The sequence below is a fragment of the Candidatus Viridilinea mediisalina genome (genome assembly GCF_002532535.1).
Taxonomy (GTDB): Bacteria; Chloroflexota; Chloroflexia; order Chloroflexales; family Chloroflexaceae; genus Viridilinea; species Viridilinea mediisalina.
The window spans coordinates 1-23166 of sequence record NZ_NQWI01000076.1 but is presented as its reverse complement, the minus strand read 5'-3'; the positions used below and the strand labels follow the sequence as shown (position 1 = coordinate 23166).

The window sequence follows — 23166 nt, the reverse complement described above, 5'->3', positions numbered from 1 at the left end:
TAGGGGTAAGAACGATACTCGCTGCGTGTCCACTCCCAGACATTGCCCGCGAGATCGAGGATGCCCTCTGGGGTGGCGCCGAGCGGAAAACAGCCCACTGCGCTGGTGCCATTGTGAGTTCCAGCAAAATTGGCCCGCTCACCATCGGGCGTTTCTTCTCCCCACGGGTAGGGGCGGCGCAGCACGCCCCGCGCCGCATACTCCCATTCGGCTTCGCTGGGCAAGCGGTAGACGGAGCCATCACGCAGGTAGTGGGTGAGCCACGCGCAGAAGGCGGTCGCCTCATACCAACTGATGCCCACTAGCGGATGGTTGGGGCGCGCCTTGCCGAAGCGCGGGTCAGTCCACCATGCTGGCTGCTGCTTATGCCTGCGCCGCTGCCAATCTGCCAGCCCATCCGTCGCTTGATCATTACGACGCAGCCAAGCCCGTCCCGCCACATCCCACCAGGGCTGGGTCGGATCGTAACCGCCCGCTTCGATGAAGCGTTGGTACTGCGCGTTGGTAACCAGGTAGCGGGCTAGGGCAAAGGGGCGCAGCAGGAGAGGTTGATCATTCACTTGATAGTAGAAATGGTTATAGAAGCCCTGTATTACTTGGTTTTTGTTTTTTTGTGTGTAAATTAGAACAGAAAAACCCATTTCTTTCGATGATTTTTCCGTTTTTTTGACAGGTTGATTGGGATTATTGGAAATAAATGCATCAATATCTCGCTGTACTACATCAATCTCAGTTTTGCAGATTCCAATCACAAAGCTGCCACCCGCAAACTCGACCATCGGCGGTGGCAGGGTGCAGACGCCGGGGCGCGGGTCGCCAACTACGGCAAGCACCGCACCGCTCTGCACGCGGGCAGCGGCGGGTACTGCGGTCGCAGGCTGCTGTTCTAGCATGGTCAGCGCCTCGTGCTGGATGCGCGCCGTGAGTGGCCCTTGGCCCTTAAACTTCTCCAACTCAGTCAGCGCGGCGGCGGCGAGGGCCAAGGCGTCGGCCCGTTCGTTTGGTGTTCGCCCCCGTTCGATCAACTGGCCCAAAAAGCGCCAGCAGCGTTCTTGGCTCAGGTGGCCCGCACAGAGCAGGATCACCTCGCGCCACCAACTCTCCTGGTAGCGGTCGAGCAACTCCGCCCAGCGGTCATGTTCCGCAATAAAACGCGCCGCGAGGAATTCTTGGAACGAGAGGTGGCTGAAGCGGAAGATGCGCGGACGTATCTCGTCCAGCAGCCCAACATGTTCAGGCAGTTCGTCTACAAAGGCTTCGGCAGCCTCCTTTCAGCCGATGAAGGCTGCGACTCCAGTTCGTGATGAAGCGCTGCTGCTGCGCCGCCGAGAGATCATCTACCGTACACTCGCGGAAGCCTTGACCCAGGCGCGCATCACCCTCGTAGGCTTTGGGGCGCGACGTCAGTACGTAGCGGCAATCAGGGTAGCGCGTGACCAGACTGCGCATGATTGCACTCACAAAGATCCGATCATCGGTATGAGGCACCTCATCAAGCCCATCGAGCAGAAAGATCGCCCGGCCAGCCGCGCAGATGCGCTGGAAGAAATCGGGCGGTAGGTCAAGGTCGCGATAGTAGTTATGCAGACAATCGAACAACAACTTCGCATTGGCCCCGGCGAGTTCACGTCCCCGGCTCTCGCCCAAGAAGGCCCCAAGCTCACGCAGCGGCAGCAGCAGCGGCACCGGCGGATGCTGCTGCGTCACTTCGGCAAGGCCAAGCTCATCCAGGCACGCTCGATCATCACGGGCCAACACCTCGCACAATCGTACCGCCGTATAGTGCAGCAGGGTCGTCTTACCGCTACCGGGCAAGCCAATGACCGCCAAGCGTGGCTGGCGCAAGATCGTCGTCCACTCAACCGCCTGAACATGCGCCTCAAGTGGTGCATCCTCCCTACCGATCACCTGGCGAACCTTCTCCATAAAGGCCCGCACCCCTCCGCGCAGCACCCCCTCAGCGGCAGCCACCTCGCGTACCGTCAGCGAGATGTAGACTTCACGCAGCGGCATGTCCATCTGGCGCTGATCAATACCCCGCAGATCAATGGCCGCGTGGGTCGTATAGAGATGCTTGAGGTAGCGGCGCAACGCCGCATCATAATCAGCCTGGGGCGCAGCGGGGGCCTGTTGGTAGAGGTGGATCACCTCGGCGATATAGTTACCACGAGCCTCGCCGGTGAAAAGGGTCATGTCGCCGCGCACATCACCCGCCACCGCCGCACCAACCGTCGCGTTGCCACCAACCTGCTGATCATGCGATCGCGTCGGCTGCTCTGGTAGCCCAGTGCGGAGACGGGCTAGTTCTTCCTCCAGAGGACGACGAGCAACATCCGGCAGATTGGGCAGCGCAAGCGTCGCCTCCAACTCAGCAATCTGGCGGGCAACATCATCAGGCGATGGTGGCATGATCTACTCCCAGGAAGGATAGAGAAGATAGGTAGTAGGTGGTTTTCGGCTATCGAATCTGATATTAAATATAGCGCACTTTATTGATCATCTCATCAGCGGTAACGTGATCCAAGATACGTAAGACCCGTTGAGCTAGTTCGTATGGCGGATGGCGACGAGCAATGATCAGGCCATAATGCTGTTGACCCGTCTCAAAATACCTCATCGACAAGTCCTCGAAATCGGCGCGGTTGTGGGTAAGCAGCGTGTATTGATGAGCTGCTGCATAGGCAAATTGAGCCACATCATCCACACCCAAACGTTCAACTTGGTGCGCAGTCACCACCGTGAAACCACGCGCACGCAACAACTCAGCCACTAAGACACTCACATCCTCGTCACAAAAGAAGTTAATAAAGAGCTTCATACATGCTTCACCCAATGATCAAATTGATCATCAGAAAAGCGATGCCGCTCAATAGCATGGTGGATCTCTTGCTGATGATCACTGTAGTAACTGAGTGCGTCAAAGATTTGGGCTAGGGTCAGATGAGGCAATTGTTGTGGGATCAGTTCGGGCAGGGTTCCTTGGCGCCACAACTCTACAATAGCCCGCACGGGGGTACGGGTACCTGCAATAGTTGGTTCACCTCCATGAATCGCTGCATCTTTGATAACGTAGCGAGTAAGTATTTCTGCGGTCATTGTTCTCTCCTTCTTCCTATGCATGTTGTTACCTCATAGTAGCATACCCCGTTGCATCAGGCTATGGGGACGCAGGGAAGCAAGCTATAGGATTCGGAAATAGGTTTGGTTCGTTTTTGCGCTGTGGCATGCTGTCACCCTGAGTACGAAATGGCCCGCGGGCCAGTGGCTCCGTGAGAAACAAAAGTTCTGTTACCCTGAGCGCAGCGCAGGGTCTCTCGTCAGTCGAAAAGAGATGCTTCGCTGCGCTCAGCATGACAGGAGGCCTGTCACCCTGAGCGCCGCGCAGGGTCTCTCGTCGTGGGCCTGTCACCCTGAGCGCAGCGCAGGGTCTCTCGTCGTTACGCGAAGAGATGCTTCGCTGCGCTCAGCATGACAGTAACGCAGAGACTTTCAGCGTAACTTGTGTCACTGCCCACTGCCCACTGCCCACTGCCCACTGCCTACTGCCCACTGCCCACTGCCCACTGCCCACTGCCTACTGCCTACTGCCTACTAGCACCGCTTCCCATAAACTCCTGGGGGGGAATGGGCGTTGGACTGCTTGTTGGCGAAGGTTCTGGCGTAGGGGTATTGGTCGGGGCGGGGGTGTCGGTCGGGGCGGGGGTGTCGGTCGGGGCGGGGGTGTCGGTCGGCGTTGGCACGCTCGTGGGTTCTCTGGTGGGCTCTGTTGCTGCCGGCATAGGATCGGAAGCCTCTTGTTGTGGTGCAGAAGCCACAGGCTGCGTCGTGCCTCTTTGACCACCAAGTTGCGCTCCCACAAAGATGCTGAGTGCAATGATCAGCACGACGACAACCCCAACCAGCCCTAGTTCAACCGCATTGCTCTTCGTCATACGTACATCCTTTTCTGATAATGCTGTCGTGTAATACCAATTACCATTGAACAGGCCGCATGCCTAATGACATTCAAGCGCATTGAGACGCCATGTCCGGCTTTCAGCTATCGGCTATCGGCTATCGGATTTGGTATAAGCGTTTGAGAAGCAGAGCGATCATTGCCGCTCCAATGTCACAGCGGACATTGCATCGTTTTGCTCCTAGCCGAGTGTCGTAAAAACGCTTTGTTATGCTCAGTATAGGCTATTCAACCATCGCAAATGCGCACAGGTAAAAGTTGATTTGCTGCTGTCTGGTTACAGGCGGGTAATGTGTGGATCGTACACTCGTGGAAAGATGTTACCTGAAGCATGATCTATGAGTGCATCCGCTACGCCACTGAATCAGCGTATCCAACGCATGTTCCTAGAGCGCGAGGGTGTACCTATTGCGCTCTTGGAATTGCAGCGCCTGCTGCGTCGGCAGGGCTATCCGGTTGATCTGAAGCGCTTGCGGGCGTTGCTGACGGCGGATCTCTATATGGCGCTGGCGGATGATCGTTTTGTGCTGCGTGATCATCTGCAGGCTGCGGAAGAGCCTGAGCAGAACCATGCGCTCTTTCTGGTCAATCTGCCGCTGGCGCTTGAAACGTATGTCGTGCTCGATCTTGAGACGACGGGGCTGCATCCAGAAGACGATCAGATTATTCAGGTTGCGGCGCTACAGGTGGTGGCGGGGCAGCCGACTGCGCTTCGCTCATGGTATGTGCAGGCGCCCGCTGAACGCTTGACGCCCGCGTTGCAGCGTGCGCTGTATCTCGATCAGAGCCAGGTTGCGGCGATTGTTGCGGCAGCACCGCTCGATCTGGTCTGGCCGGAGGTGTGCGAATTTCTGGCTGGCCATGCGCTGGTGATCCATAATGCCCGTTTTGATACGCAGTTTCTGCTGGCCCACGCCCCCCGGTTTCCTAATCCGGTGGTAGATGCGCTTGAGTTGGCCTACTTGGTGGCACCGGAAGCGCCTCGGCATAATCTTGGTGAGCTGGCAGCACATCTGGGTATTGATATCGATCACTTGCCGCCGCTGCCGCCGCCGCAGGGCGGTGCGGTTGCGCTGCTTGATCACCTGATGGCGCAAGGGGGCCTCCGCCCACGGGCGAGCCAGCGCACAATGGTTGAGCGGGTTGAGGCGGCGCTTGCCGCTGATCACGCGCTGCTGATTGAGGTGCCGACGGGAACCGGCAAGACGTTGGCCTATCTGCTGCCCGCTGCGCTGGCGGCGGTGCGTACGCAGCGGCGCATTGCGCTGGCCACCGCCTTTAAGAACCTCCAAGATCAACTGCGCTCTGAAGTGGAGCGGCTACAGCGCATGGTGCCCTTTACGGCGCAACTGCTCAAAGGGGCCGCAAGCTACCTCTGCCTGCGTGCTCTGCACGAGGCGATCAGTGCGGCGGCAACCGACTCTGCCGAGCGCCGCTTTGCCTTGGCCTTTCTCGCCACTTGGGCTGGCTTCGAGGCCACGCTCGATGAACTACCCTACTGGCTTCGTCGCGAGATTCATGCGATGAGTCAACTGGAGCGTGAGGTGGCGGTCGATCTGGCTACGTGTACTGCGGCGCGTTGCCCCTTCTACGTGCCTTGCCACTACTATCAAGCCTATCGTCGCGGGGCCGAGGCCGATCTCCTCCTGATCAACCAGTCGCTCTGGCTCACCGCGCCGAGTCTCATGCCCGCCTATGATGCGCTGGTCATTGATGAGGCCCACAATCTCGAAGCTATGGCGACGGGTGCGCTGACCGAGGAGGTTGGGGAGCGTTCGCTGCGCCATGCGTTGCTCCGTTTGACCACCCCCGGCACACGGCGTGGCGCCCTGCAAGCGCTGCTCGATCAGCGACCACCTGACGACCTACGCACGGCGATCCACCAGGCGCGCCGTATGGTCGGGCAGAGCCTGAAGCTGCTGGTGGAGTTGCGTGAGACCCTCGCCACCTTTGTGGCGGGCTGTGATGAGCGGCTGCGCCCGGCGGAGGGGGTGGCATTGCGCTTGACCGCTGCGCCGGCGCGGGTCTATCCCACCCGTTGGCCACAGGTGCAGCAGGCGCTCGATCAGCTCTGGCAGGTCTATCTCAATCCGCTGGCTCTGGTGCTGGATGGCATTGACCACGCTGTTGATGATCGGGAGGGCAGCGCCGCTTCCTCCCTCCATCGGGTATGCTCTCAGCAGGATTTCGTGACTGCTGGGAGATCGTATGGCAGGCAGAAGGATTGATACCAGTTACGAGTGATGAGTGACGAGTGACAAGCAGGGTATACCTCATTGCAATGCGATCTGACGTAATTTGCTATGCGGCATATTCAACGGCAATTGGTATGAGATCATGGACATTCGGGAGTTGGTACGACATCTGCGGGCGACCACGAGTGACCGGGCCGGTGCAACGCGATACTGGCATCGATCACCGGACGGTGCAACGCTATCGGGCGTGGGCTATAGAACATCAGTTGCTGAGCGGGCCGTTGCCTGTGCTTGATGAGTTGCAGCGCCTCGTGGCGGCGACGCTGACCGCGCCCCCGCCACTCCCACCGCAGCCAGGGGCCACCCCGCGCGTGCGGGCGTGGATGTTCGCGGGAGGAAGCGCATCTCCATCAGGAATCTATAGCTACTCGGACATCCCACAAGTCTGTGCATTGCAATGGGTGTGACCAAAATGTGTAGGTAGGGGTGCGGGGGAACCTGGTTCCCCCTGTCCGGCGGGGTTGTAGGGCACCGCCCTACAGATTCCAGTCACACCCCATTGCAATAAGGAACCCCACATGGAAGAAGACGATTTCGACTAGACCGCCTACGATGCGGCATGCTCATACGACGCACGCGACGCAGAGGAGGCCGCATGGGTGAATGCGCCCCGCATATCGCTCACCGAGATCACGGCGGCGGTGGTCGTCGAGCAGATCAAGACCGCCAGGGCCGTTTTGACCTACCGCGAGGATGCCGCTGCCGAGTGGGTAGACGAGGCGCGCCGTAGCCTCACGGCACTTGAAGCGCGTTGGGGCGATGCCCTGCAGCCCTGCTGCGCGGGGTTGTTGCATGCAGAAAGAGACAACACGATGAAAAAGATCTGGCAAGAAACCGTCCGCGTGATGGGGTATACCCATTTCTTGATGATTTACGCTGGTGGCAGTACCTCGACGACGCTACCTAGCGTGATCGTGTTCAGGAGGCTTTGTACCTGTGGCATCAAGGGCTGGAGTGTTGGGAGCCGATTGTCAGGTACGACCAGCACAATGATACTGAAACCGATAGTGGCCAGGTTTTGCTGATAGCGCAGATTCTGATCCGAGGTCAGAAAAACATCAACGGTACCGTCCATCAGGCGAAGCAATTCGCCGTTTTTCTTGCTCGACCATCCGCGTTCTTGAACGGTCGCCACGGCGTGACCGGCAAGGCTGCGCTTGAGCTTACGAGGTAAGCATTCATCAAGCAGGATGCGCATCAACGGTCTCCATCAGCAGCATTTCGGCCAAGGCCAGCACAGCGTCAACCTGATCGCGGCTGACGGAAGGAAAGTCATCAAGAAACTCGACGACACTTTCACCCGCACGCACATAATCGAGCAGATTTTTGATCGGAACACGGGTACCGAAAAAGACGGGCGTTCCGCTCAGAATATCCGGCGACTTTACAATAACACTTGATGTTAGGTGGGTCATAGTAGACCTCGCAGCTTGACTCTGATAGGGATAGCAACGGGAAAAACAGTATACCACAGAGGTACATGAACACTGGTTCTCGTTAGTGCGAGGCTTGATGGTAGCGGCCTAACGCTGGGCTTCAACGGTGCCGCTGGCTGCTTCAATGCTTGTCACTCGCCACTCATCACTCGTAACTGGTATGAGTACACCGAGCAGCAACTCGACGACGAGCGGGCCGCACTGACCTGCGAGATCTACGCCGTCTGCACGCATACTCCACGCTTCAGCTTGCCAAGAAGCCCCGTCTCCACTAGACTAGAGTGGACGTGGCTTCTTGATGAAGGGGGAATAACGATGTTTTGTGATCGTGAAGCGGAATTGGCCTTTCTGAACGCGGTTGCTACCCGTCAGCCCCGAACGGGTGTTGCCCACGATCCAGAGCGGTCTGCGTGCCTTTGTAGGCATGACGGCATGGGAAGAGTTGGCCCGCCAATGGGTTGATGCCCCAGCGCGCAGCGAACAACTGGGCTTCCAGCCTCAGAGCGTAGGCAGCCATTGGATCCGTCACGTCCAAGTAGATGTTGTCGCCATCAACTGGCAGACCCGCCACATTTTGCTCGGCGAGTGCACATGGACATCCGGCCCCGTGGATCGGGCAACGGTCGCGGAGTTGATCGAACAGAAGACGCCTCGCGTCATCGCCGCCATGCAGATCAGCGCCAGCGACTGGACGCTACGCCACGCCATCTTCACACGCAGCGGCGCAACCCCCGCCGCCCAAGAACTCCTGGCCCAGCATCAGGGTCTCCTGATTGACCTAGAGCGGATCTATCAGGATGCCGCTTCGTTGCGCCAGACCGGACTGTGGTGCCTTCGTCCCTCTCCCACAACGTGGGAGAGGCGATGCCCGGTTGGTGAGCCTGTCGAACTAGAGCTTGTCGAAGGGGGTAGGGGGTGAGGGCCATCCTGGGCATCCCAAAGGCCTATCGGTTGTTACAGAAGCATACGTTCTGTCCGCCCGCGCAACCCACCCATCCACCATCACAAACACAACAAAAACGCCACCAGCGCCGCAACATCCTCATCGCTGAGCAAGATCGGCTGGATCGCCCGCGCCGCGTCGAGCACCACCGCGCCCTGCGCGGGGAGGCGCTCGCTGAGTTGCCGTGCGCGTTCGCGTAACTCGTAATTCTCGCGGTAGAGCAGTTCCGCCACGCGGCCTGAGTCGCCGCCCTGCCGCTCAAGCAAACGCTGCAGCCCGGCCAAGGCCTCGCCTTGCGAAGCCAGATCGGACGCAGGCGCACCGCCCTGCGGCGCACCATCGTCGGGACTGAAGAAACGGAGGAACATCAACCCCTCCTTGGGGTAAAAGAAAACGCCCGACCAACGCCCCAAAGGGGAGCGCTGGCCGGGCAAATGCATCCGGGTCGGGGCGGTCAAGCCGCACCCTGTACAAAATATTGTTCTACATTATAGCACAGGCGTCAAAATGAAACAGCCCCTTCCTACTGCGGCAGGAAGGGGCTGTTTGCGTGCAAACATCCTCGGTTGCGTTTCAATCCGCCGTGCGGATCGTCGGTCATTGAAACCCTTCCAACGGTTGGAAGGCGGGCGACTCAGCCGCGCCCGCGTCGGCCCCCGTCTGTTCCGAGGTGTCACCGCCACGGGCGCGGCCAATTTGATACGGGTGTATTGGGAACGGCGACGGGAATCAAACCCGCGATCCCCGGATTATGAGCCCAGGGTGTACTCAGTACCGCCGTAACAATACCGCCGTTTTGTGTCTGGCGGCAGGACGCTCTCCACTCCAAAGAAGAACACGCACGAGCCGAGTACGAAAGGCAGTGCTAGTATAGCACAAGTAGGCTACTGCCCAAAACGGGGTTAGGCTGAGACATGTGCGGCAAAATGCGTCGCTACCTCAGCGGCGCAATGCGCATTCTCAGGCTCGAACTGGATGCCGTTATCACCGGGGTAAGATTGGCGGTGATCATACTCGCCCTGCCAGATTGCAAGGGGAATGCTATCTTCATCGGGGAAGGCGGTGCAGGCACGACCATCACCCGGTCGGTAGTGACGGCAATAGGTGCAAATAGGGCTGCTTCGCAGGATAGCAAACTCCGCATCAAGAACGAAGACTACTTCATTTGGATCGTCTATTGCGCTCATGTCAATCCTCTGTGTAGCCGTAGCTCATACCAAACTTTGATGCCACGCGAAGCAAGATTTCATGGTCTGTTGCAGCGTCTTTCTCTGCTAATGTCATTATACCATCCTTGACTTTCCGTATTAGGTCGGCTTGGACGGCTTTATACGCTTTTTCATAAAAAGCTTTCATTTCGGTATTCCACGTCGCTTCTGACCAGCCCTTTGCGGGTGGACGCAGATAATAGCGACGCGTGGGGGTAACAACACGCAATTCGCTTAGTTGCGTTGTGCATGCAAACTGAAGATCGGCTTTAGAAAATGAATTTCCTGCGAACCGAGGATCGTTAGGCTGGAACCTCCAACCGTCTGGATGATTGTGCGTAAACACAACGCCAATTCCACCGCGCAACGTGCCCATCTCTTGTCGGGTAAAACTTACCTCACGTTTGCCGCCGTCTTTTTGAAGCAGCACGCGCCCCATGCGATCCACAGCAAAGGCCGACTCGAAACGTTGAGCGCGAATACGGTCTTCTTCCGTTCGCGCCGCTGCAAGTGCGCGATTTGTAGGCGCTATCGGCGTCTTGGGTGGTGTAGCATCTCCCGATGATCCGCCGCTGCCACCGCGCCCCTTTGCTCCATCGGCAACCCCAAGACCAGAAAGATTCTCCCCGCGCACATCCCCCAAACTGCGTCGGTAGATCGTCGGCCCCCAACGCGGGTCGTTCCTCACGCCCACCAGGTCGCCCAGCGTGATGCGCCCACTGCGGTACAGGTCGAACGCCCCCGGCCCCAGGATGCGGCGCTGCGTCGCCTCGTCTTGGTCGGCAAACCAGTCCGCGCCGAGGGTGCGTGTGGGCGCGGGGCGGTCACGGAGCAGCGGGATTTGCGTGCAGCGGCAGTTCGGATGCGTGGGCATCGCCTCATTCAGCCCAAACTCGCGCCCATCCATCGCCAAACACACCGCGCACGTTCGAGCACTCGGACTGGCCCGCCACTGCCAGCCGCGCAGAATGTCGGCGTTGTCGCGGAAGCGTTCCAGGGTTGCACCCCGGTACGCCCGTAGGTGCTCGGTCCGGGCGATGGTGAGGGCACGGGTGAGGTTGCCGCCCAGCGCCGTGCGGATGTCGCGTGCGGTCTGGCGCGGGTTGCGGCCGATGGTTACACCGCGCAAGAGCGCCGCCTCGACGCTGGCCGCTGCCTCCTGTCCGAGCGCATCGAGCAGTCCACGCAGCGGTGACCCGTCGCCCAGCACGCCCACGAGCGCCGCCGTGGCCTCGGTCGGCAGGCGGGTCACGCTGCCGCCCACGGCCAGGCGCGACGGCAGCCCCGCCTCGTCGAGCGCGGCCTGGGTCAGCGCGGCGGCTTCCACCACCGCCGCCACCACCGCCTCACGCTGGGTCTGGGTGATCACCTGCTCTGCGGTAGCGGCAAACCGCGCCCACTCTTGCACAATCTGGCGCTCCAAGACTTCGAGCCTGCCCCGCTCGCGTAGCCAGGCGGGGCGGATCGTCTCGCCTGCCGCGCGTGCGGCCGCGATCTGCGCCGTCAGCACCGCCACCTCGCGCTGAATGGCCGCGTAGGCGGGCTGGTACGCCGCCATCAGCCGACGCAGGGCCGCCTCGTCGCGGCGCAGCAGGGCAGCGCGGAAGGCGGCGGCGGTGGCGTCGAGTTCAGATACGGTGGCGGTCATGCGTTAGTTAGTACCCGGCTTGGCAGTGTCTGTTTCTTCTGCCGTTGCGGCTTCCTTTTGGCTATTCGTCGCATACGCAGGCCGATACATCACCCCTGGCACATCGGTTAACGCAAACCCAAACCGGGCGTACCACCGCGCCAGGGCCTCAGCCGATTGCGGCGCATCGGTGTAGGGCTGCACAGCAAGGTACAGATCGACGTGCGCCCACGCCGCGATGCACCGCTGCATCAGTGCGGCCGCCACGCCTGTGCGCCGATGATCCGGGTCAACCCAGAGGTTTGTGACCCAGTACGATTCGCCGCGCTCGTCTACCTCGATGTGTGCCACCGCGTCACCACGCCCGTTCTGCACGCTGTAGCGATGTGTTGCGTAAATCGTCGGTTTCATCTCTGTGCCTCGCTGCGGTGGTTATGGGGTAGGCGTGGCTGCTTTGATGATCGCGGTACGCTCCCAGTCAGTCCGATCAACATCGTTGGCAGCCTTGAACAGCAGATTAGACGCATAGGCTCCTGCTATTGGGTTGCTATGGGCGGTAAGCGCGTCTGCGGCCTGAACACGCACCAGTTGTGCAGCATAGCTAAGGGTTGCCGCCCCTACATCCTGCTCAAGTGCGTTCAGCAGGTCAATGATGCGATCTCGGTGCGCCTTGTCCGCCAATACCAAAATAACATCGCGTAATTGGTCGATCTTAGATGCTGCCATCGGATGCCCACCCCTTTCGGCTATCGGCTATCGGTCTATCGGCTATTCAAGCCCCACTATTAAACGCCGCCAACGCCACCTGTCCCACCGTCGCGTCGGCTTCGCGCTCGGCGGCAACCCGCCGCGCTTCGGCGTCGGTGTCGTCTACCCCGATGCGCCCCATCGCCGTTTCGCGGCTGAGGAGCCGCGCCTCGACCAGTTCGACCACCTGGCGCGACTCGTCGCTGCCCAACGGCCCGCTGTCGAGGTGGCATGTCGCTACCGCTCGCAGCCCTAGGTAGCGCCCTGGCTGGCCTGCGAGCTGCGCGGCGAGGTGCAGCGCGGTTTCAAGCAGCCACCGCACCGCGTCTTCGACGATCGGCGCAGTGAGGCGCAGGCTGCTCAAGAAGTCGCTCAGCGCCTGCTTCCGACTCTCGCCCGATGGCGCCCCCTCGCCGCTGAGGATGGCATGCGCTTGGCGGCACTCCTCAAGGATGGCGCGGTAGCTGAGCTCCAGCGTTTCGGCGAAGGTCGTCACCGACACGGGGTCTCGGTAGATGATATTTGGGCTGGCGTAGCCCTTTACCTCGTCGTTACGCTCGTCGCGGAGTTCAGCCCCTTGGATGACATTGACTATCCCCGCGCCGAAGGTCATTGGCTCGGGCACGAAGCGCTTTCCGGTCGCCGGATCGTCCACAAAGCGCCCCGGCAGCTGCGCATTCAGTAACGTTCGTTCGAGAAAACCGCCCATCACGACGTTCCGTCCCATGACGGTCAGCGCCAGGTTGACCATGCGCTGCAACGCAATGGCCTGCGGCGAGATGAAGACGGTACGGCGCATGTCGTGCAGCAGTAATCGCCCGCCCAGGTTCAAGCGCACCTCGCTCACCGTCGCCGCGTCGCTCACGATCCGCAGCCACGTCAGGCCGTCGGCATCCATGCTGCTGATTTCGGCCCGCTCTTGCTTGTCTTCGGTGTAGAGTACTACCCCCGCCCGCCGATAGATTGCTGGGTCGCGGATGACTTGGGCATGGGCCGGATCGGACATGGCCAGTACGATCCGGCTCAGTTGCGTTGCAACATCACCGGCTGGCATGCGCCCATCCTCGCCCACCAAGCCCGGCGGCACAAAGAGGCGCAGGGGGGCGCGGCCACAACTGAGCAGCATGCCCAGTGCCTCTTGCAGCAGATAGGCCACCTCGCCCGCATCCCACCACGCGGTCAGTGCGGCCTCGGCCTCGGCCAGCAACACTTGCTCGGCGGCGCTCGGCTCTTCGTCCGCGCCCAGCGCCCGCGCTACCGTCAGCCGCCAGGCGACCGGATGGCCCACCACGCCCGCCGTGTGGCGCTCCACCACTTCGCCCAGGACGTTCTTCGAGATGAAGACCCGTTCGATCTCGCGCAGCGTCTCGGCATCGCCCGCACTGCCCGGCTGGCCACGCGGGCCGATCCAGCCGGTGCTGCTCTGCCAATGGTCACCCGCGAGGTACCCACGGGCCGTGGCTGCATGGGCGGGTAGTGGCGCAAGGAGTTTGCGTGCTTCACGGGGGGTAAGTTGTTCAAACATTAGCCAACACTCCAGAAACTCATTGAGGGGGGGCGCTCCGGCGGCGGCAGCGTGAGGGCGCTATCGGCCCAAACGAGCGCGTCAAGCCGGTTCGGGCTGAGGCGGCCTGGGCGCCACGAAGTCAGTTCACGCTCCAGGGCCGGGAAGGTGCCGACGTGGTGGAACTGGTACTCTTCGTAGCGGCGCACCGTGGGCTCGGCGCGAATCTCCTTGCCTCGGCTGGCACTCACGAGTTGCACTGGCGGCGCTCCGGGCACGGCATGGATGACCGCGCGCACCATATCGCCGCCGTAGTTCTTCTCGGCAACCAGCCGATCCGCCTTCAGGCGGTGGTAGGCCGCAACGGCTTGGCGTGCCCACGTCTCGGGCGAACCCGCCAGCGAGCTGTCATCAAGCAGGTAGCGGTGGCCGCGGGCATCCATCCCCACCGCCACAATTCCGATCTCGGTACCGTTCGCCCCGTCCGCGCCGCTCGGGTCGATCCCAATCGCGATGCGCACCAGGCGCGGGGCGAGGGCCACCCGGAATGGATCGATGTGGTCAGCCAGTGAGAGCAGCCCATCGCCCTCGCTATCGTCGTGCTGGCTCTCGCCCAGGAAGGCCCACACGCCCCAGGCGTTGATCTGCCCTTCGCACACCGCAAGTCCCTGGCCTTCCGGCCATGTCGGGACGCCGCCCACGATGCGGTAGCGCACGCCCTCCTCGGTCAGCCTGCGCTCGTAGCACAGGTCGAGCACCGCAGGCTCTTCGCTGATCTCGCGGCGCAGCAAGGCCTCGGCGCGGCCATCGGCAACCTGGGCGATGCAACTGTTGCGGTGGATGCGGTTCTGAATGAAGAGCACCGCGCAATCGGCCGCGCCACTCGGCAGGATCGAGCGCGTGATCAGCGCCAGCTTCTTCGCGGTAATCGCCGGACTGTCGTGGCGGTCGTCTACATCGTCAAGGATAATCAGGTCGGGACGTAGCTCATCCAGCTTCATCCCGCGCACGTTGCTATCCAGGCCGATGCTCAGCAGGCTAAAGCCATGCTCGGTGCGGATCAGGTTCTGCTTCCAGCCCTCGCTTGCTCCGTAGGCGTTGGTGAGCCGGGCCACGCCCAGCCGCTCAAGCAGTGCCGCTGCCGTGCCGGTATGCGCGTCGGCCTGCTGCTGCGTCCCGCTCACGTAGAGCACGAAGCGACGGCGCAGGCTCAGCGCCATCCAGACCGCCGCCAGTTCCGCGCAGGTAGACTTCGCCCCGCCACGGGGCCAGATCCCAATGAACGCGGGCGGCTCCGTGCCCCGCTCGATGCCAGCCAGCCAACGCCAGAAGTGCTGGTGGCGCTCGCCGGCAGCGGTAAGACGACGACGCTCCAGTATGGCGCGTTGCTCTTGGCGCGGGCGTGGCGCAACCAGGATGGGCAACTGGCCGCCGCAAAGCTGGAGTGCTTTACCGATAAGATTCCGCTGCCGATCTATGCGCGCCTCACTGAGTTAATGGCCTATCTGCGTAAGCAGTATGCCCAGAATCGGGCGCCGTTGGTGGGTGCCCCGCCTCGTCTGCTGCTGGAGGCGCTGGCCGCCCTGCTGGATGATCCGGTGCCAGGCCTCTCCGTGGCGGTACTTGAGGCGTGGCTGCAGCGCGGCGATTGCATGCTGCTACTCGATGGCCTCGACGAGACGGGCGATGCCCATGAGCGCAATGGGGCGATGGATCTGATCAACCATCTGGTGCAAGCCTACCCCAAGAATCGCTTCATCGTCGCCAGCCGCCCCTTTGCGGGCTTGGCTGAGCGCCTCGCCGGTTTCGCTGAGCGCCATTTGCGCCCGCTCAACGCCGCTGACATGCAGGCGCTGCTCAACCGCCTCTTCCTCGCGCTGCGCCTTGATGCGCCGCCCGCGCCTGCGTCGCCCGACGCGCCGCAGCCGTTGGTGGCCGAGGCTGCCGAGTTGTGGCGCAACCTCGATCGTAGCCCGCGCCTCTTCGACATGGCTACCAATCCGTTGCTGCTCACCAGTATGGCCGTGCTGGTGGAGGGGCGCGAGCCGCTACCGACCGAGCGGGCCAAGATCTACCAGAAGCTGGTTGAGTTGACAATTGAAGCCTGGCGCAAAACGCAGATCACGCGCAACCTGCCGCCGAGCAAGTGGCAGCCCTTTGAAGAGAGCAACGACGCGGTACGCCGCCGCTTGCAGTTCTTGGCCGCCAAGATGCTCGAAGAGGAGCGGCGCGAACTGCCGCTCTACCGCGCCCGCGAGCTGCTGCGCCCCATCTATCAGCAGAACAATCCGACCTGGCACGAGGAGCGTTGCGCTGAGCATGTGCGTACACTGCTCAGCGAGATTGCGCTGCACAGCGGTCTGCTCCAAGCCCACAATAGCGACGACCGCTTCAGTTTTAGCCACTTTACGCTGCAAGAGTACCTCGCGGCGCGCCACTACACCGAGCAGGGCAGCGACAAGCCGGATGCGGTGGCGACCATGCTGGGGCGCTGGCGCGAACGGCGCTGGCGCGAGACGATCCTGCTGGCGCTGGGCCACGAGGCGACGAGTGGCGACCAAGAGACGGCGCAGCGCATGGTTCACGACCTGCTGGCGACCAATGAGGCCGAGGCGCTGCTCTTGGCGGCTGACGGCCTCGACGAAGCGAATGTCTACACCATCCCCGAACTGAAGGCGCAGCGCCACGCGGTGAGCCGCCGCCTGCAGGCGCTCGCCGCGCTGACCAGCGACTGGCAGCAAGCGGCCCACCCCGATCCCCAGATACGCCAGCGGGCGGCGACGCTGCTCGACCGCCTGCGCGCCGATAAGGCCCACCCCGACCGCGACGACGACCCGTGCGCCCGCCCCGGCCTCGACCTTACCCGTAGCGACTATTGGGCGGCACGCATTGAGCCGGGGTGCTTTAGTATGGGAGATAATAATGGCAAGTATGACGACGAAAAACCGCAGTTTGACTACCAGATCAAACAACCCTACGCCCTCGCCCGCTTCCCGGTGACCAACCAGCAATACCTGATTTTCATGGATTCTTTGGCGGGACGCGGCCCTGATGCGGCGCGGGCGGCTGCTGAAGAATTGCTCAAACTGATGGCGCAACACGAACAGACTATTGACGGTTTTCGCCCACGCGGCTGGCCTGGCGAACATTACCGCAGCGGCGAGGGCAACCATCCGGTGGTGGCGGTAACGTGGTATGCGGCAAGCGCTTTCGCCTGGTGGGCCAACCACTCCCTGCTGAGCGCGGCGGAGCGCGCCGCGGGCCACCTGATCCGCCTGCCCACCGAAGCCGAATGGGAACGCGCCGCCGCCTACCCGCTACAGCTTCACGCCAACCAGCCACGCGCCGGACGGCGCAGCTACCCCTGGGGCGACGACCTGAGCGAGCAGGTCAGCGGCCCCATCAGCGCGACGTTGCAGGCCAATATTGATCTCAGCAAGATCAAAAGCCCCTCGGTGGTGGGCATCTTCCCCCACGGCGCCGCCGCCTGCGGCGCAGAGGAACTCGGTGGCAATGTCTGGGAGTGGTGCAGTACCCCAACAGGCAAATACCCCTTGCCGGACGATCTGGTTGCAGAAAGTCTTTACACAAAGCACAAAAGTTCTAATAGCTCATATGTGCTGCGTGGCGGCTCGTGGGGCTACGAATCTGCCAACGTGCGCTGCGCCTGCCGCTACGGCTACCATCCTACGGCCGGCTACGTCAGCTCCGGTTTTCGTCTCGCCCGTTTGTTCTCCTTACCGTAAGTCTTCATGTCTTTTTGGCTTTTTGTCTTTTTGACACTGTAAAGGATTTTGGTACCGCCGTCGTCAAGGGCGGGGTGCTGGGGGTGCAGGGGGGCGCAGCATCCCCCTGCGCGCCGCTTGCCCTGAGCTTGTCGAAGGGCAGGCGCGATCGCGAAATTTTTTATGAAGACCTACCGTCAACTCTTTCACCATGTCTATGCATTCGAGAATCTCTACCTTGCCTACAGCGCAGCGCGGCGGGGCAAACGCGGACGGCGCGAGGTGGCCCGTTTTAGTGCGCGTCTGGAGGACAACCTCTTTCAACTCGAGGCGGAGTTGCAGAACGGCAGCTACCAACCCGGCCCCTACCGCCACTTCTACATCCACGAGCCCAAAAAGCGCAAGATCAGCGCCGCGCCCTTCCGCGATCGCGTGGTACACCATGCGCTGGTCAATGTGATCGAGCCCATCTTTGAACGCAAGTTCATCCACGACTCCTACGCCTGTCGGGTTGGCAAAGGCACCCATCGTGCGCTCGATCGCTGTACGCAGTTTGTGCGTCGCCACCGCTTTGTGTTACAGTGCGATGTGGCAAAATTCTTTCCCACGATTGATCACGCCATCCTCCGCGCCATTTTAGGGCGCACGCTTGCCGATTCGCAATTGCTACAGCTTTGTGAGCGTATCATCGCAAGCGGCGCTGGTATTCTCGATAGCGAACGCAGCTTGCACTGGTTCCCAGGCGACGATCTGCTGGCCCCCTTGCGCCCACAGGGGCTGCCGATTGGCAATCTCACCTCGCAATTCTGGGCCAACGTCTACCTCAACGAACTGGATCAGTTTGTCAAACGCGAGCTACGCTGCCGCGCCTATGTGCGCTACGCCGACGATTTCTTGCTCTTCCACGATGACAAGCCGACACTGCACCAATGGATGCGTGAACTACGCGCATTCACCGCCGAACGCTTGCGCCTGCTCTTGCATCCCCAAAAGTGCCACGTCTTCCCGACACAGAGCGGCGTACCCTTCCTTGGTTTTCACCACTTTGCCACGCACCGTCGCCTAAAGCGTCCTAGCGTCGTCCGCTTCAGGCGACGCCTCCGCAGACTGCAACTGGCCTACGCGCACGGTGCGATCAGCTTGGACAAAGCGGGCGCATCGGTGCAGAGTTGGTGCGCCCGGGTGGGAGCACCCATCGCTAACCTATCGTCTTTCAGCTACTATTTCTGAAACTTCAGGGTTGGCGAGGGCTTCGCCTCTCCTCGCATCCCTCCCCACCATCCGCACATCAGGACATACAGCGCGTCTTGCGGAGCCTGAGTCTTCTCAGTCTCGCTCCGCAGGGCGTGTTTTTTTGTGCGCTGCAACAGGTCGGGTTGGATGATGTGAATATAGACTTGAATATTTACTCATCTTTGCGCTGATGAACATCGGCCAACTCTTGTCGGCGAACTACACGGTCAATCAGGCGGTGCAGCAGTTGGACTACGCCGCCTTTGCGCGCAATGAGACGACAGTGCGTGCCAGAGAGGAGTGCCGTCAGGTGACCACCGCTGGCGCGGCCAACAGCCCGTGCGCCGACGTGATTGCGGTGGCAGCCGCGATACTCCGCACGAACCTCCGCGACGTGCGTGGGCTACGTGGGGGTGCGGACGCCATTGAACCGCTTGTTCGCAGTACCGCATGGACGGTGCTGCCCAACGGGGGGAATTGCACCGTTCACGGCACGCCCGTTCATAGCCCCCCTGGTACGCCGCTTATCTGCGCGGAGATGCTCCCCACGATGGTGGGAATTGTGGGCTGGGGAGAGTTTCGCCCCCGCATCATCGCCGCCGATGTGCTTGACCAAGGCTTGTAGGGGGATGCGCCTCTTTGCTTCTCGCAGCCCTGCTATCTTCGGATAGGTTCCTGAGATGCCCGAGATGGCCCTCACCCCCCTACCGACGCGGGCGTGGCGGCGGGGCGGGGTTGGCTTAAGTTCCTGGGATGCCCGAGATGGCCCTCACCCCCCTACCCCCTCTCCCGCTTGCGGGAGAGGGGGTAGGGGGGTGAGGGTCAAAGGGCGCATCCCCATCAGGAATTTGTAGGTACCGAAATGTATTTTCTGTCCGCCATAAACCCACAACATGGGAGAGGGGCCGGGGGTGAGGCGATGGCCATGCTCCAAGCCGCGACCACCGGACACCCCGGCATCTGCACGATCCACGCGAACGATGTATTTTTTTTGTTGCGTTTTGGCGGCTTCGCCGCCAAAACGCAACAAAAAAGGCGCTAGTGCAAAAGTCAACCTGTTACATCCTTGGCTCGTATGGCTGTACCGCGAAGGGCGCGAAGAGCGAACATGTAACCTCAGCGCGCATGCATCGCTTCGCGCTCTTCGTCTCATGCGCGGTACAACCAAACCGTGTATAGTGCAACGGGGCTTGGCCCTAAAAAACAAAGGGTGGTTCGGAGGGGCCATGCCCCTCCGAACCACCCTTTGAATACTATGATAGTCGCGGCACGCCGCTGCCCGACCTCTGGGGGCTGATCCAGGCTGCCCACCAGTCCCAGGTGACGGTGCTGGTCAACATGTACGGCATGGGCCAGTCGCTGCTGAATGAAGCGCGCCTCTTGGGCCTCACGACGGTCACTGAGCGCGATGCGGCGGCGGTAACGGCATGGATCGGGCAGGCGATGGGCGTCACGGCGCGGGCCTCTGGCGGGCGTGTCCCCATCCTCGCCGTCGGCGCGGCCAAGGGCGGCATCGGCAAGACCTTTGTGACCTGTCTCTTGGCGGAGGGGATGCGGCGGCGCGGCTTCAATGTGCTGGTGTGGGATAGCGACATCTCCAACCCGGGCCTCGTACCGGCCTTCCGGATTCCGAATAGCTCGCCATCCTATCTGCATCTGATCCAGCGTGGCGCGGCCCACTGGAACCCCACGGGGATTACGCCCTTCATCTTCCAGCCCGACCATACGCGGGGCGGCAACGCGGGATGGGGCGAGATTGATTTTCTCGTGGGGTCACATACCGTCGCACGGGTGGAGAACGACGTGCGCCTCCCTGACTGGCAAGGGCTGTACGATGGGGTGGCGCAACTGGATGCGTATGATCTGGTGATCATCGATACCCCGCCCGACTACCTGCGGCGTCCCTATGCGACCCATACGCTGATGAAGGGGGGCGTGGTGGTGTTGCCCTGCCCGCCCGGAGCGCGGGAGCGCATGGGCGTCGCCCATATGCTCGACCATCTGCGCGAAACGGCGCCCGACCGGCTGAACCGCTGTTCGATCCTCACCGCGCCCCTTCCCATGCCCACCATCGGCGCGTGGGCGGCATTCGTCGGGCGCATGCGCGGCGAAAACGTGGACGTGCCGGCACCCAATACCTCGGTGGGGTCGTTGGCCTCGGATCGGGCGGCATGAGGGCGGCTGCTTGTTCTACCGCAGAGGGCGCAGAGAGCGCAGAGGATGGTTTCGGATCGGCGTATGTCCTCACCTCTGCGTTTCTCTACGGTGAAAAAAGCAGAGGGGGCAGAGGATGATTTCGGATCGGCGTATGCCCTGAACTCTGCGTTCTCTGTGTTCTCTGCGGTGAAAAAAGCAGAGGGGCGCAGAGGATGATTTCGGATCGGTGTATGCCCTGATCTCTGCGTTTCTCTGCGTTCTCTGCGGTGAAAACAGAAGGAATACAACGTGACCACAGGAGTCTTACGAGTCGTAGAAGATGGCGGTCTGGGCTCGCTTATCGGGACGCCAGCCGGTGGTGGGGTGGCGGGGGCGTTCGTTCGCTCGCCGGATCTGTTGCGGGCGGTGCGGGATCTGTTGCTGGATGAACTGCCCAAGGAGTTGATCGACCCGGTTGCGCCGTCGGCGGCGCGCAATGCGGCGGTGCTGACCGTGCTGCGTCGTGCGATTGGTGAGCAGATTGAGGCGGGGGAGGGGGCGCTGCGGGCCGTGCCAACCGATGAGGCGACCCTGCTCGGCCTCTACCGCGATTCGCTCGGTTGGGGGCCAGCTCAGGTCTACCTCGATGACGAGCGCATCCAAGAGATCAAGATCAATGGCACCCAGATTTTGGTGCAGGAGGACGGGGCCGATTTTGTCTGCGTGCCGGAACGCTTCAGCGACCCCAAGCAGGTGTTGGATCGCGCCCAGGTGCTGGCCAGCCAGTTCCGCGTCGCCCTCGATGCGGTGCGCCCACAAGGCACGCTGCCGTTACCCCACGGCACGCGCATGCACGTCACCATTCCGCCCTGCACGCCCCACCAGCAGGCGCTGGTCTGTATCCGGCGTGGGCGGCGCTATGCATGGGAACTCGACGACATCCTGCGGCGCGGGGGCTTCAATGAGGCGATTCACGCGCTGTTGCTGCTCTTCGCCCGCGCCAAATGCTCCTTTCTCATCGCGGGCGAAACCGGCTCCGGCAAGACGGCCCTCTTGGAGAGCATCATCAATTCGTGGCCAGGCACGCCCCATGTGATCACGATTGAAGATAACACCTTGGAGATTATGGTGCGCCACGAGGCGTGGACCCGCGAGTTGGTGCAGACCGCCTATGAACCTACCGCCTTCGGGCGGGCCGCGAAGGAGGCGCTGCGCCAAACGCCGACCATTGTGGCCCCCGGCGAAATTCGGGCGGACGAGGCGGGCGCGGTGCTGACGATTGCCGTCAGCGGCCACGCGATCATCTCCACGCTGCACGCCAAGAGTTGCCTCGCAGCGATCCAACGCTTTGCCGACTGTGCCGCCATGCCGGGGGCGTATGTCTACGACGGACGGCGCGACAACGCGCTCGAAGATGCCTGTGACAACCTTGAGGTCGTGATTCACGTCGAGAAGATGGCCGGGCGGCGCTTCATCAGCGAAATCGTGCTGCTCGACGGCAGCGAGCCGCGCACGGCGAACACGCCGCTGCGCCCGCGCCTCGTGCCGGTGGCGCAGATGCGCGTGAGTGAGCAGGGGCAGATCGTCTGGGATACCTTGGTTCGCGCTGAGGGCGACACGCTGGAGTGGCAGGATGGCGTTGACCGCACGCCGAAGGGTTTGAATCAAAAGCTCTTGCTCTTGCGGGCAGCCGGGCGGGTACGGGCCGCGCCGACGACGCGAGCGGCGGTAGACGAGGCGCTGCAACGCGCTCACGAACTCGTGCTGGCGGGGCAGATCGATGCGGCGATGCACGCCTTAAGGCGGGCCTGGGCCGACCGGCGCGATCCTCTGCTCGTTGGGGCGATGGCCCGCACGCTGGAGGCGGAACCGCAGCGCATGGCGTCCGCATCTGCCGCCAGCGAACAGCACGCCGAGGTAGTGCAGCGCCTGCTCGATGCCCGCTGGTGGGGCGAAGCGCGGGCCGAGCTTGACCACGCCCAAGCCGACCTGGTGACCGTCGCGGCGCTCACGCCGGCAGGCCGCTGGGAGCGCATGGCGGCACAGATCACCGTCGGCTTGGAGCATGACCGCGACCTCTTGGCGCGTGCCCGCACGGCCCGCAGCGCCCTCCAGCGCGGCACGCATCCGCAAGAGGTACTCACCCTCTTGGGGGCCAATACCGTGGGTTCCTGCTCGCCTGACGCGGGCATGGAGGCATTGACCGTGCGCCGCGATGCGTTGCGCCAGTTGATCCAGATGGGCGAAGGCGAAGGCGGCAAGGACGCCTTGGCCGCGACGGAGGCCCAGATTGCGGCGTTGCACGCGCAGGGGCAAGGGAAGCCGATAGCCGATAGCCGATAGCCGATAGCCGATAGCCGATAGCCGATAGCCGATAGCCGATAGCCGATAGCCGAT

The 23166-nt window shown here is 61.9% G+C and carries 25 protein-coding genes; 9 read left to right on the top strand and 16 right to left on the bottom strand.

The genetic code is table 11. From position 1 onward, the window contains the following. The 5 genes from CJ255_RS14825 to CJ255_RS24690 all read right to left on the bottom strand — a co-directional run. On the bottom strand, positions 1-1121 hold a 1121-nt coding region (locus CJ255_RS14825), incomplete at its 3' end, for a formylglycine-generating enzyme family protein (protein WP_165774728.1). Positions 1122-1233: 112 nt separating this feature from the next. Then, positions 1234-2409, bottom strand: a complete 1176-nt coding sequence (locus tag CJ255_RS14820; protein WP_097644878.1) for an NACHT domain-containing protein — start codon at positions 2407-2409, stop codon at positions 1234-1236. Between the two features lie 64 nt (positions 2410-2473). Further along, positions 2474-2818 (bottom strand): DUF5615 family PIN-like protein, encoded by a 345-nt coding sequence (locus CJ255_RS14815; RefSeq protein ID WP_097644877.1) that lies wholly within the window; start codon positions 2816-2818, stop codon positions 2474-2476. Further along, positions 2815-3096, bottom strand: coding sequence for a DUF433 domain-containing protein (locus tag CJ255_RS14810; protein ID WP_097644876.1), 282 nt, complete (start codon positions 3094-3096; stop codon positions 2815-2817). The genes CJ255_RS14815 and CJ255_RS14810 overlap by 4 nt, the downstream gene beginning before the upstream one ends. Before the next feature lie 485 nt (positions 3097-3581). Further along, positions 3582-3932, bottom strand: coding sequence for a hypothetical protein (locus CJ255_RS24690; RefSeq protein WP_097644875.1), 351 nt, complete (start codon positions 3930-3932; stop codon positions 3582-3584). A 361-nt stretch (positions 3933-4293) separates the two neighbouring features. On the opposite strand from CJ255_RS24690, the gene CJ255_RS14800 reads away from it, so the two are divergent. Together CJ255_RS14800 and CJ255_RS14795 are read left to right on the top strand one after the other, a co-directional pair. Further along, the gene (locus tag CJ255_RS14800; protein WP_097644874.1) at positions 4294-6183 is read left to right on the top strand and encodes an exonuclease domain-containing protein; all 1890 of its coding nucleotides are present in this window, start codon (positions 4294-4296) and stop codon (positions 6181-6183) included. Between the two features lie 101 nt (positions 6184-6284). Continuing rightward, positions 6285-6617, top strand: a complete 333-nt coding sequence (locus CJ255_RS14795) for a hypothetical protein (protein ID WP_124681953.1) — start codon at positions 6285-6287, stop codon at positions 6615-6617. Between the two features lie 156 nt (positions 6618-6773). On the opposite strand, the gene CJ255_RS22840 is transcribed toward CJ255_RS14795, so the two are convergent. The 4 genes from CJ255_RS22840 to CJ255_RS23605 all read right to left on the bottom strand — a co-directional run bounded on the left by CJ255_RS22840 (position 6774) and on the right by CJ255_RS23605 (position 7880). Next, positions 6774-7004, bottom strand: coding sequence for a hypothetical protein (locus CJ255_RS22840; protein ID WP_124681952.1), 231 nt, complete (start codon positions 7002-7004; stop codon positions 6774-6776). A 77-nt stretch (positions 7005-7081) separates the two neighbouring features. Then, positions 7082-7408: a PIN-like domain-containing protein gene (locus tag CJ255_RS14790; RefSeq protein ID WP_097644872.1), complete on the bottom strand. Its 327-nt coding sequence runs from the start codon at positions 7406-7408 to the stop codon at positions 7082-7084. Continuing rightward, complete coding sequence (locus CJ255_RS14785; protein ID WP_097644871.1) at positions 7392-7625, bottom strand: DUF433 domain-containing protein; 234 nt, start codon at positions 7623-7625, stop codon at positions 7392-7394. The genes CJ255_RS14790 and CJ255_RS14785 overlap by 17 nt, the downstream gene beginning before the upstream one ends. A gap of 108 nt (positions 7626-7733) precedes the next feature. Then, the gene (locus CJ255_RS23605) at positions 7734-7880 is read right to left on the bottom strand and encodes a hypothetical protein (protein WP_165774727.1); all 147 of its coding nucleotides are present in this window, start codon (positions 7878-7880) and stop codon (positions 7734-7736) included. Positions 7881-8004: 124 nt separating this feature from the next. Here CJ255_RS23605 and CJ255_RS14780 point away from each other — a divergent pair, with 124 nt between their 5' ends. Further along, entirely contained in the window at positions 8005-8565 is a 561-nt protein-coding gene (locus CJ255_RS14780; RefSeq protein WP_097644870.1) for a DUF234 domain-containing protein, read from the top strand. A gap of 83 nt (positions 8566-8648) precedes the next feature. On the opposite strand, the gene CJ255_RS14775 is transcribed toward CJ255_RS14780, so the two are convergent. From CJ255_RS14775 to CJ255_RS14745, 7 genes are all read right to left on the bottom strand, one after another. After that, positions 8649-8957, bottom strand: a complete 309-nt coding sequence (locus tag CJ255_RS14775; RefSeq protein WP_097644869.1) for a hypothetical protein — start codon at positions 8955-8957, stop codon at positions 8649-8651. A 534-nt stretch (positions 8958-9491) separates the two neighbouring features. After that, positions 9492-9776, bottom strand: a complete 285-nt coding sequence (locus tag CJ255_RS14770) for a hypothetical protein (protein WP_097644868.1) — start codon at positions 9774-9776, stop codon at positions 9492-9494. A gap of 1 nt (position 9777) precedes the next feature. Continuing rightward, the gene (locus CJ255_RS14765) at positions 9778-11445 is read right to left on the bottom strand and encodes a phage minor head protein (RefSeq protein ID WP_097644867.1); all 1668 of its coding nucleotides are present in this window, start codon (positions 11443-11445) and stop codon (positions 9778-9780) included. A 3-nt stretch (positions 11446-11448) separates the two neighbouring features. Next, complete coding sequence (locus CJ255_RS14760) at positions 11449-11835, bottom strand: GNAT family N-acetyltransferase (protein ID WP_097644866.1); 387 nt, start codon at positions 11833-11835, stop codon at positions 11449-11451. Between the two features lie 21 nt (positions 11836-11856). Further along, the gene (locus CJ255_RS14755) at positions 11857-12150 is read right to left on the bottom strand and encodes a hypothetical protein (protein ID WP_097644865.1); all 294 of its coding nucleotides are present in this window, start codon (positions 12148-12150) and stop codon (positions 11857-11859) included. A 46-nt stretch (positions 12151-12196) separates the two neighbouring features. Next, complete coding sequence (locus CJ255_RS14750; RefSeq protein WP_097644864.1) at positions 12197-13696, bottom strand: hypothetical protein; 1500 nt, start codon at positions 13694-13696, stop codon at positions 12197-12199. Beyond that, positions 13696-14895: a hypothetical protein gene (locus CJ255_RS14745; protein ID WP_245863465.1), complete on the bottom strand. Its 1200-nt coding sequence runs from the start codon at positions 14893-14895 to the stop codon at positions 13696-13698. The genes CJ255_RS14750 and CJ255_RS14745 overlap by 1 nt, the downstream gene beginning before the upstream one ends. Between CJ255_RS14745 and CJ255_RS14740 the strand changes: the two genes are divergently transcribed. From CJ255_RS14740 to CJ255_RS14715, 6 genes are all read left to right on the top strand, one after another. Next, positions 14827-17421: an SUMF1/EgtB/PvdO family nonheme iron enzyme gene (locus CJ255_RS14740; protein ID WP_245863463.1), complete on the top strand. Its 2595-nt coding sequence runs from the start codon at positions 14827-14829 to the stop codon at positions 17419-17421. The two genes, CJ255_RS14745 and CJ255_RS14740, sit on opposite strands and share 69 nt — an antisense overlap. A gap of 162 nt (positions 17422-17583) precedes the next feature. Then, the gene (locus CJ255_RS14735; RefSeq protein ID WP_217352449.1) at positions 17584-18630 is read left to right on the top strand and encodes a reverse transcriptase domain-containing protein; all 1047 of its coding nucleotides are present in this window, start codon (positions 17584-17586) and stop codon (positions 18628-18630) included. Positions 18631-18823: 193 nt separating this feature from the next. Beyond that, a complete protein-coding gene (locus CJ255_RS14730) occupies positions 18824-19258 on the top strand; it encodes a hypothetical protein (protein WP_097644861.1) in 435 nt (144 codons plus the stop codon). Positions 19259-19558: 300 nt separating this feature from the next. Then, positions 19559-19675, top strand: a complete 117-nt coding sequence (locus tag CJ255_RS24470; RefSeq protein WP_245863460.1) for a CpaF/VirB11 family protein — start codon at positions 19559-19561, stop codon at positions 19673-19675. A 284-nt stretch (positions 19676-19959) separates the two neighbouring features. Then, positions 19960-20808 (top strand): ParA family protein, encoded by an 849-nt coding sequence (locus CJ255_RS14720; RefSeq protein ID WP_245863456.1) that lies wholly within the window; start codon positions 19960-19962, stop codon positions 20806-20808. A gap of 270 nt (positions 20809-21078) precedes the next feature. Beyond that, the gene (locus CJ255_RS14715; RefSeq protein ID WP_097644858.1) at positions 21079-23112 is read left to right on the top strand and encodes an ATPase, T2SS/T4P/T4SS family; all 2034 of its coding nucleotides are present in this window, start codon (positions 21079-21081) and stop codon (positions 23110-23112) included. Positions 23113-23166: the final 54 nt, after the last annotated feature.

Excerpts from the sequence above, each read along its gene's own strand:
- CJ255_RS24470 (WP_245863460.1), top strand. The coding sequence starts at position 19,559 with ATGCTCCAAGCCGCGACCACCGGACACCCCGGCATCTGCACGATCCAC.
- CJ255_RS14795 (WP_124681953.1), top strand. The coding sequence starts at position 6,285 with ATGAGATCATGGACATTCGGGAGTTGGTACGACATCTGCGGGCGACCA.
- CJ255_RS14810 (WP_097644876.1), bottom strand. The coding sequence starts at position 3,096 with ATGACCGCAGAAATACTTACTCGCTACGTTATCAAAGATGCAGCGATT.
- CJ255_RS14775 (WP_097644869.1), bottom strand. The coding sequence starts at position 8,957 with ATGTTCCTCCGTTTCTTCAGTCCCGACGATGGTGCGCCGCAGGGCGGT.
- CJ255_RS22840 (WP_124681952.1), bottom strand. The coding sequence starts at position 7,004 with ATGCAACAACCCCGCGCAGCAGGGCTGCAGGGCATCGCCCCAACGCGC.
- CJ255_RS14790 (WP_097644872.1), bottom strand. The coding sequence starts at position 7,408 with ATGCGCATCCTGCTTGATGAATGCTTACCTCGTAAGCTCAAGCGCAGC.
- CJ255_RS14800 (WP_097644874.1), top strand. The coding sequence starts at position 4,294 with ATGAGTGCATCCGCTACGCCACTGAATCAGCGTATCCAACGCATGTTC.
- CJ255_RS14745 (WP_245863465.1), bottom strand. The coding sequence starts at position 14,895 with ATGGCGCTGAGCCTGCGCCGTCGCTTCGTGCTCTACGTGAGCGGGACG.
- CJ255_RS14815 (WP_097644877.1), bottom strand. The coding sequence starts at position 2,818 with ATGAAGCTCTTTATTAACTTCTTTTGTGACGAGGATGTGAGTGTCTTA.
- CJ255_RS14740 (WP_245863463.1), top strand. The coding sequence starts at position 14,827 with ATGCGCGTCGGCCTGCTGCTGCGTCCCGCTCACGTAGAGCACGAAGCG.
- CJ255_RS14750 (WP_097644864.1), bottom strand. The coding sequence starts at position 13,696 with ATGTTTGAACAACTTACCCCCCGTGAAGCACGCAAACTCCTTGCGCCA.
- CJ255_RS24690 (WP_097644875.1), bottom strand. The coding sequence starts at position 3,932 with ATGACGAAGAGCAATGCGGTTGAACTAGGGCTGGTTGGGGTTGTCGTC.
- CJ255_RS14820 (WP_097644878.1), bottom strand. The coding sequence starts at position 2,409 with ATGCCACCATCGCCTGATGATGTTGCCCGCCAGATTGCTGAGTTGGAG.
- CJ255_RS23605 (WP_165774727.1), bottom strand. The coding sequence starts at position 7,880 with ATGCGTGCAGACGGCGTAGATCTCGCAGGTCAGTGCGGCCCGCTCGTC.
- CJ255_RS14785 (WP_097644871.1), bottom strand. The coding sequence starts at position 7,625 with ATGACCCACCTAACATCAAGTGTTATTGTAAAGTCGCCGGATATTCTG.
- CJ255_RS14770 (WP_097644868.1), bottom strand. The coding sequence starts at position 9,776 with ATGAGCGCAATAGACGATCCAAATGAAGTAGTCTTCGTTCTTGATGCG.
- CJ255_RS14730 (WP_097644861.1), top strand. The coding sequence starts at position 18,824 with ATGAACATCGGCCAACTCTTGTCGGCGAACTACACGGTCAATCAGGCG.
- CJ255_RS14760 (WP_097644866.1), bottom strand. The coding sequence starts at position 11,835 with ATGAAACCGACGATTTACGCAACACATCGCTACAGCGTGCAGAACGGG.
- CJ255_RS14755 (WP_097644865.1), bottom strand. The coding sequence starts at position 12,150 with ATGGCAGCATCTAAGATCGACCAATTACGCGATGTTATTTTGGTATTG.
- CJ255_RS14735 (WP_217352449.1), top strand. The coding sequence starts at position 17,584 with ATGAAGACCTACCGTCAACTCTTTCACCATGTCTATGCATTCGAGAAT.
- CJ255_RS14765 (WP_097644867.1), bottom strand. The coding sequence starts at position 11,445 with ATGACCGCCACCGTATCTGAACTCGACGCCACCGCCGCCGCCTTCCGC.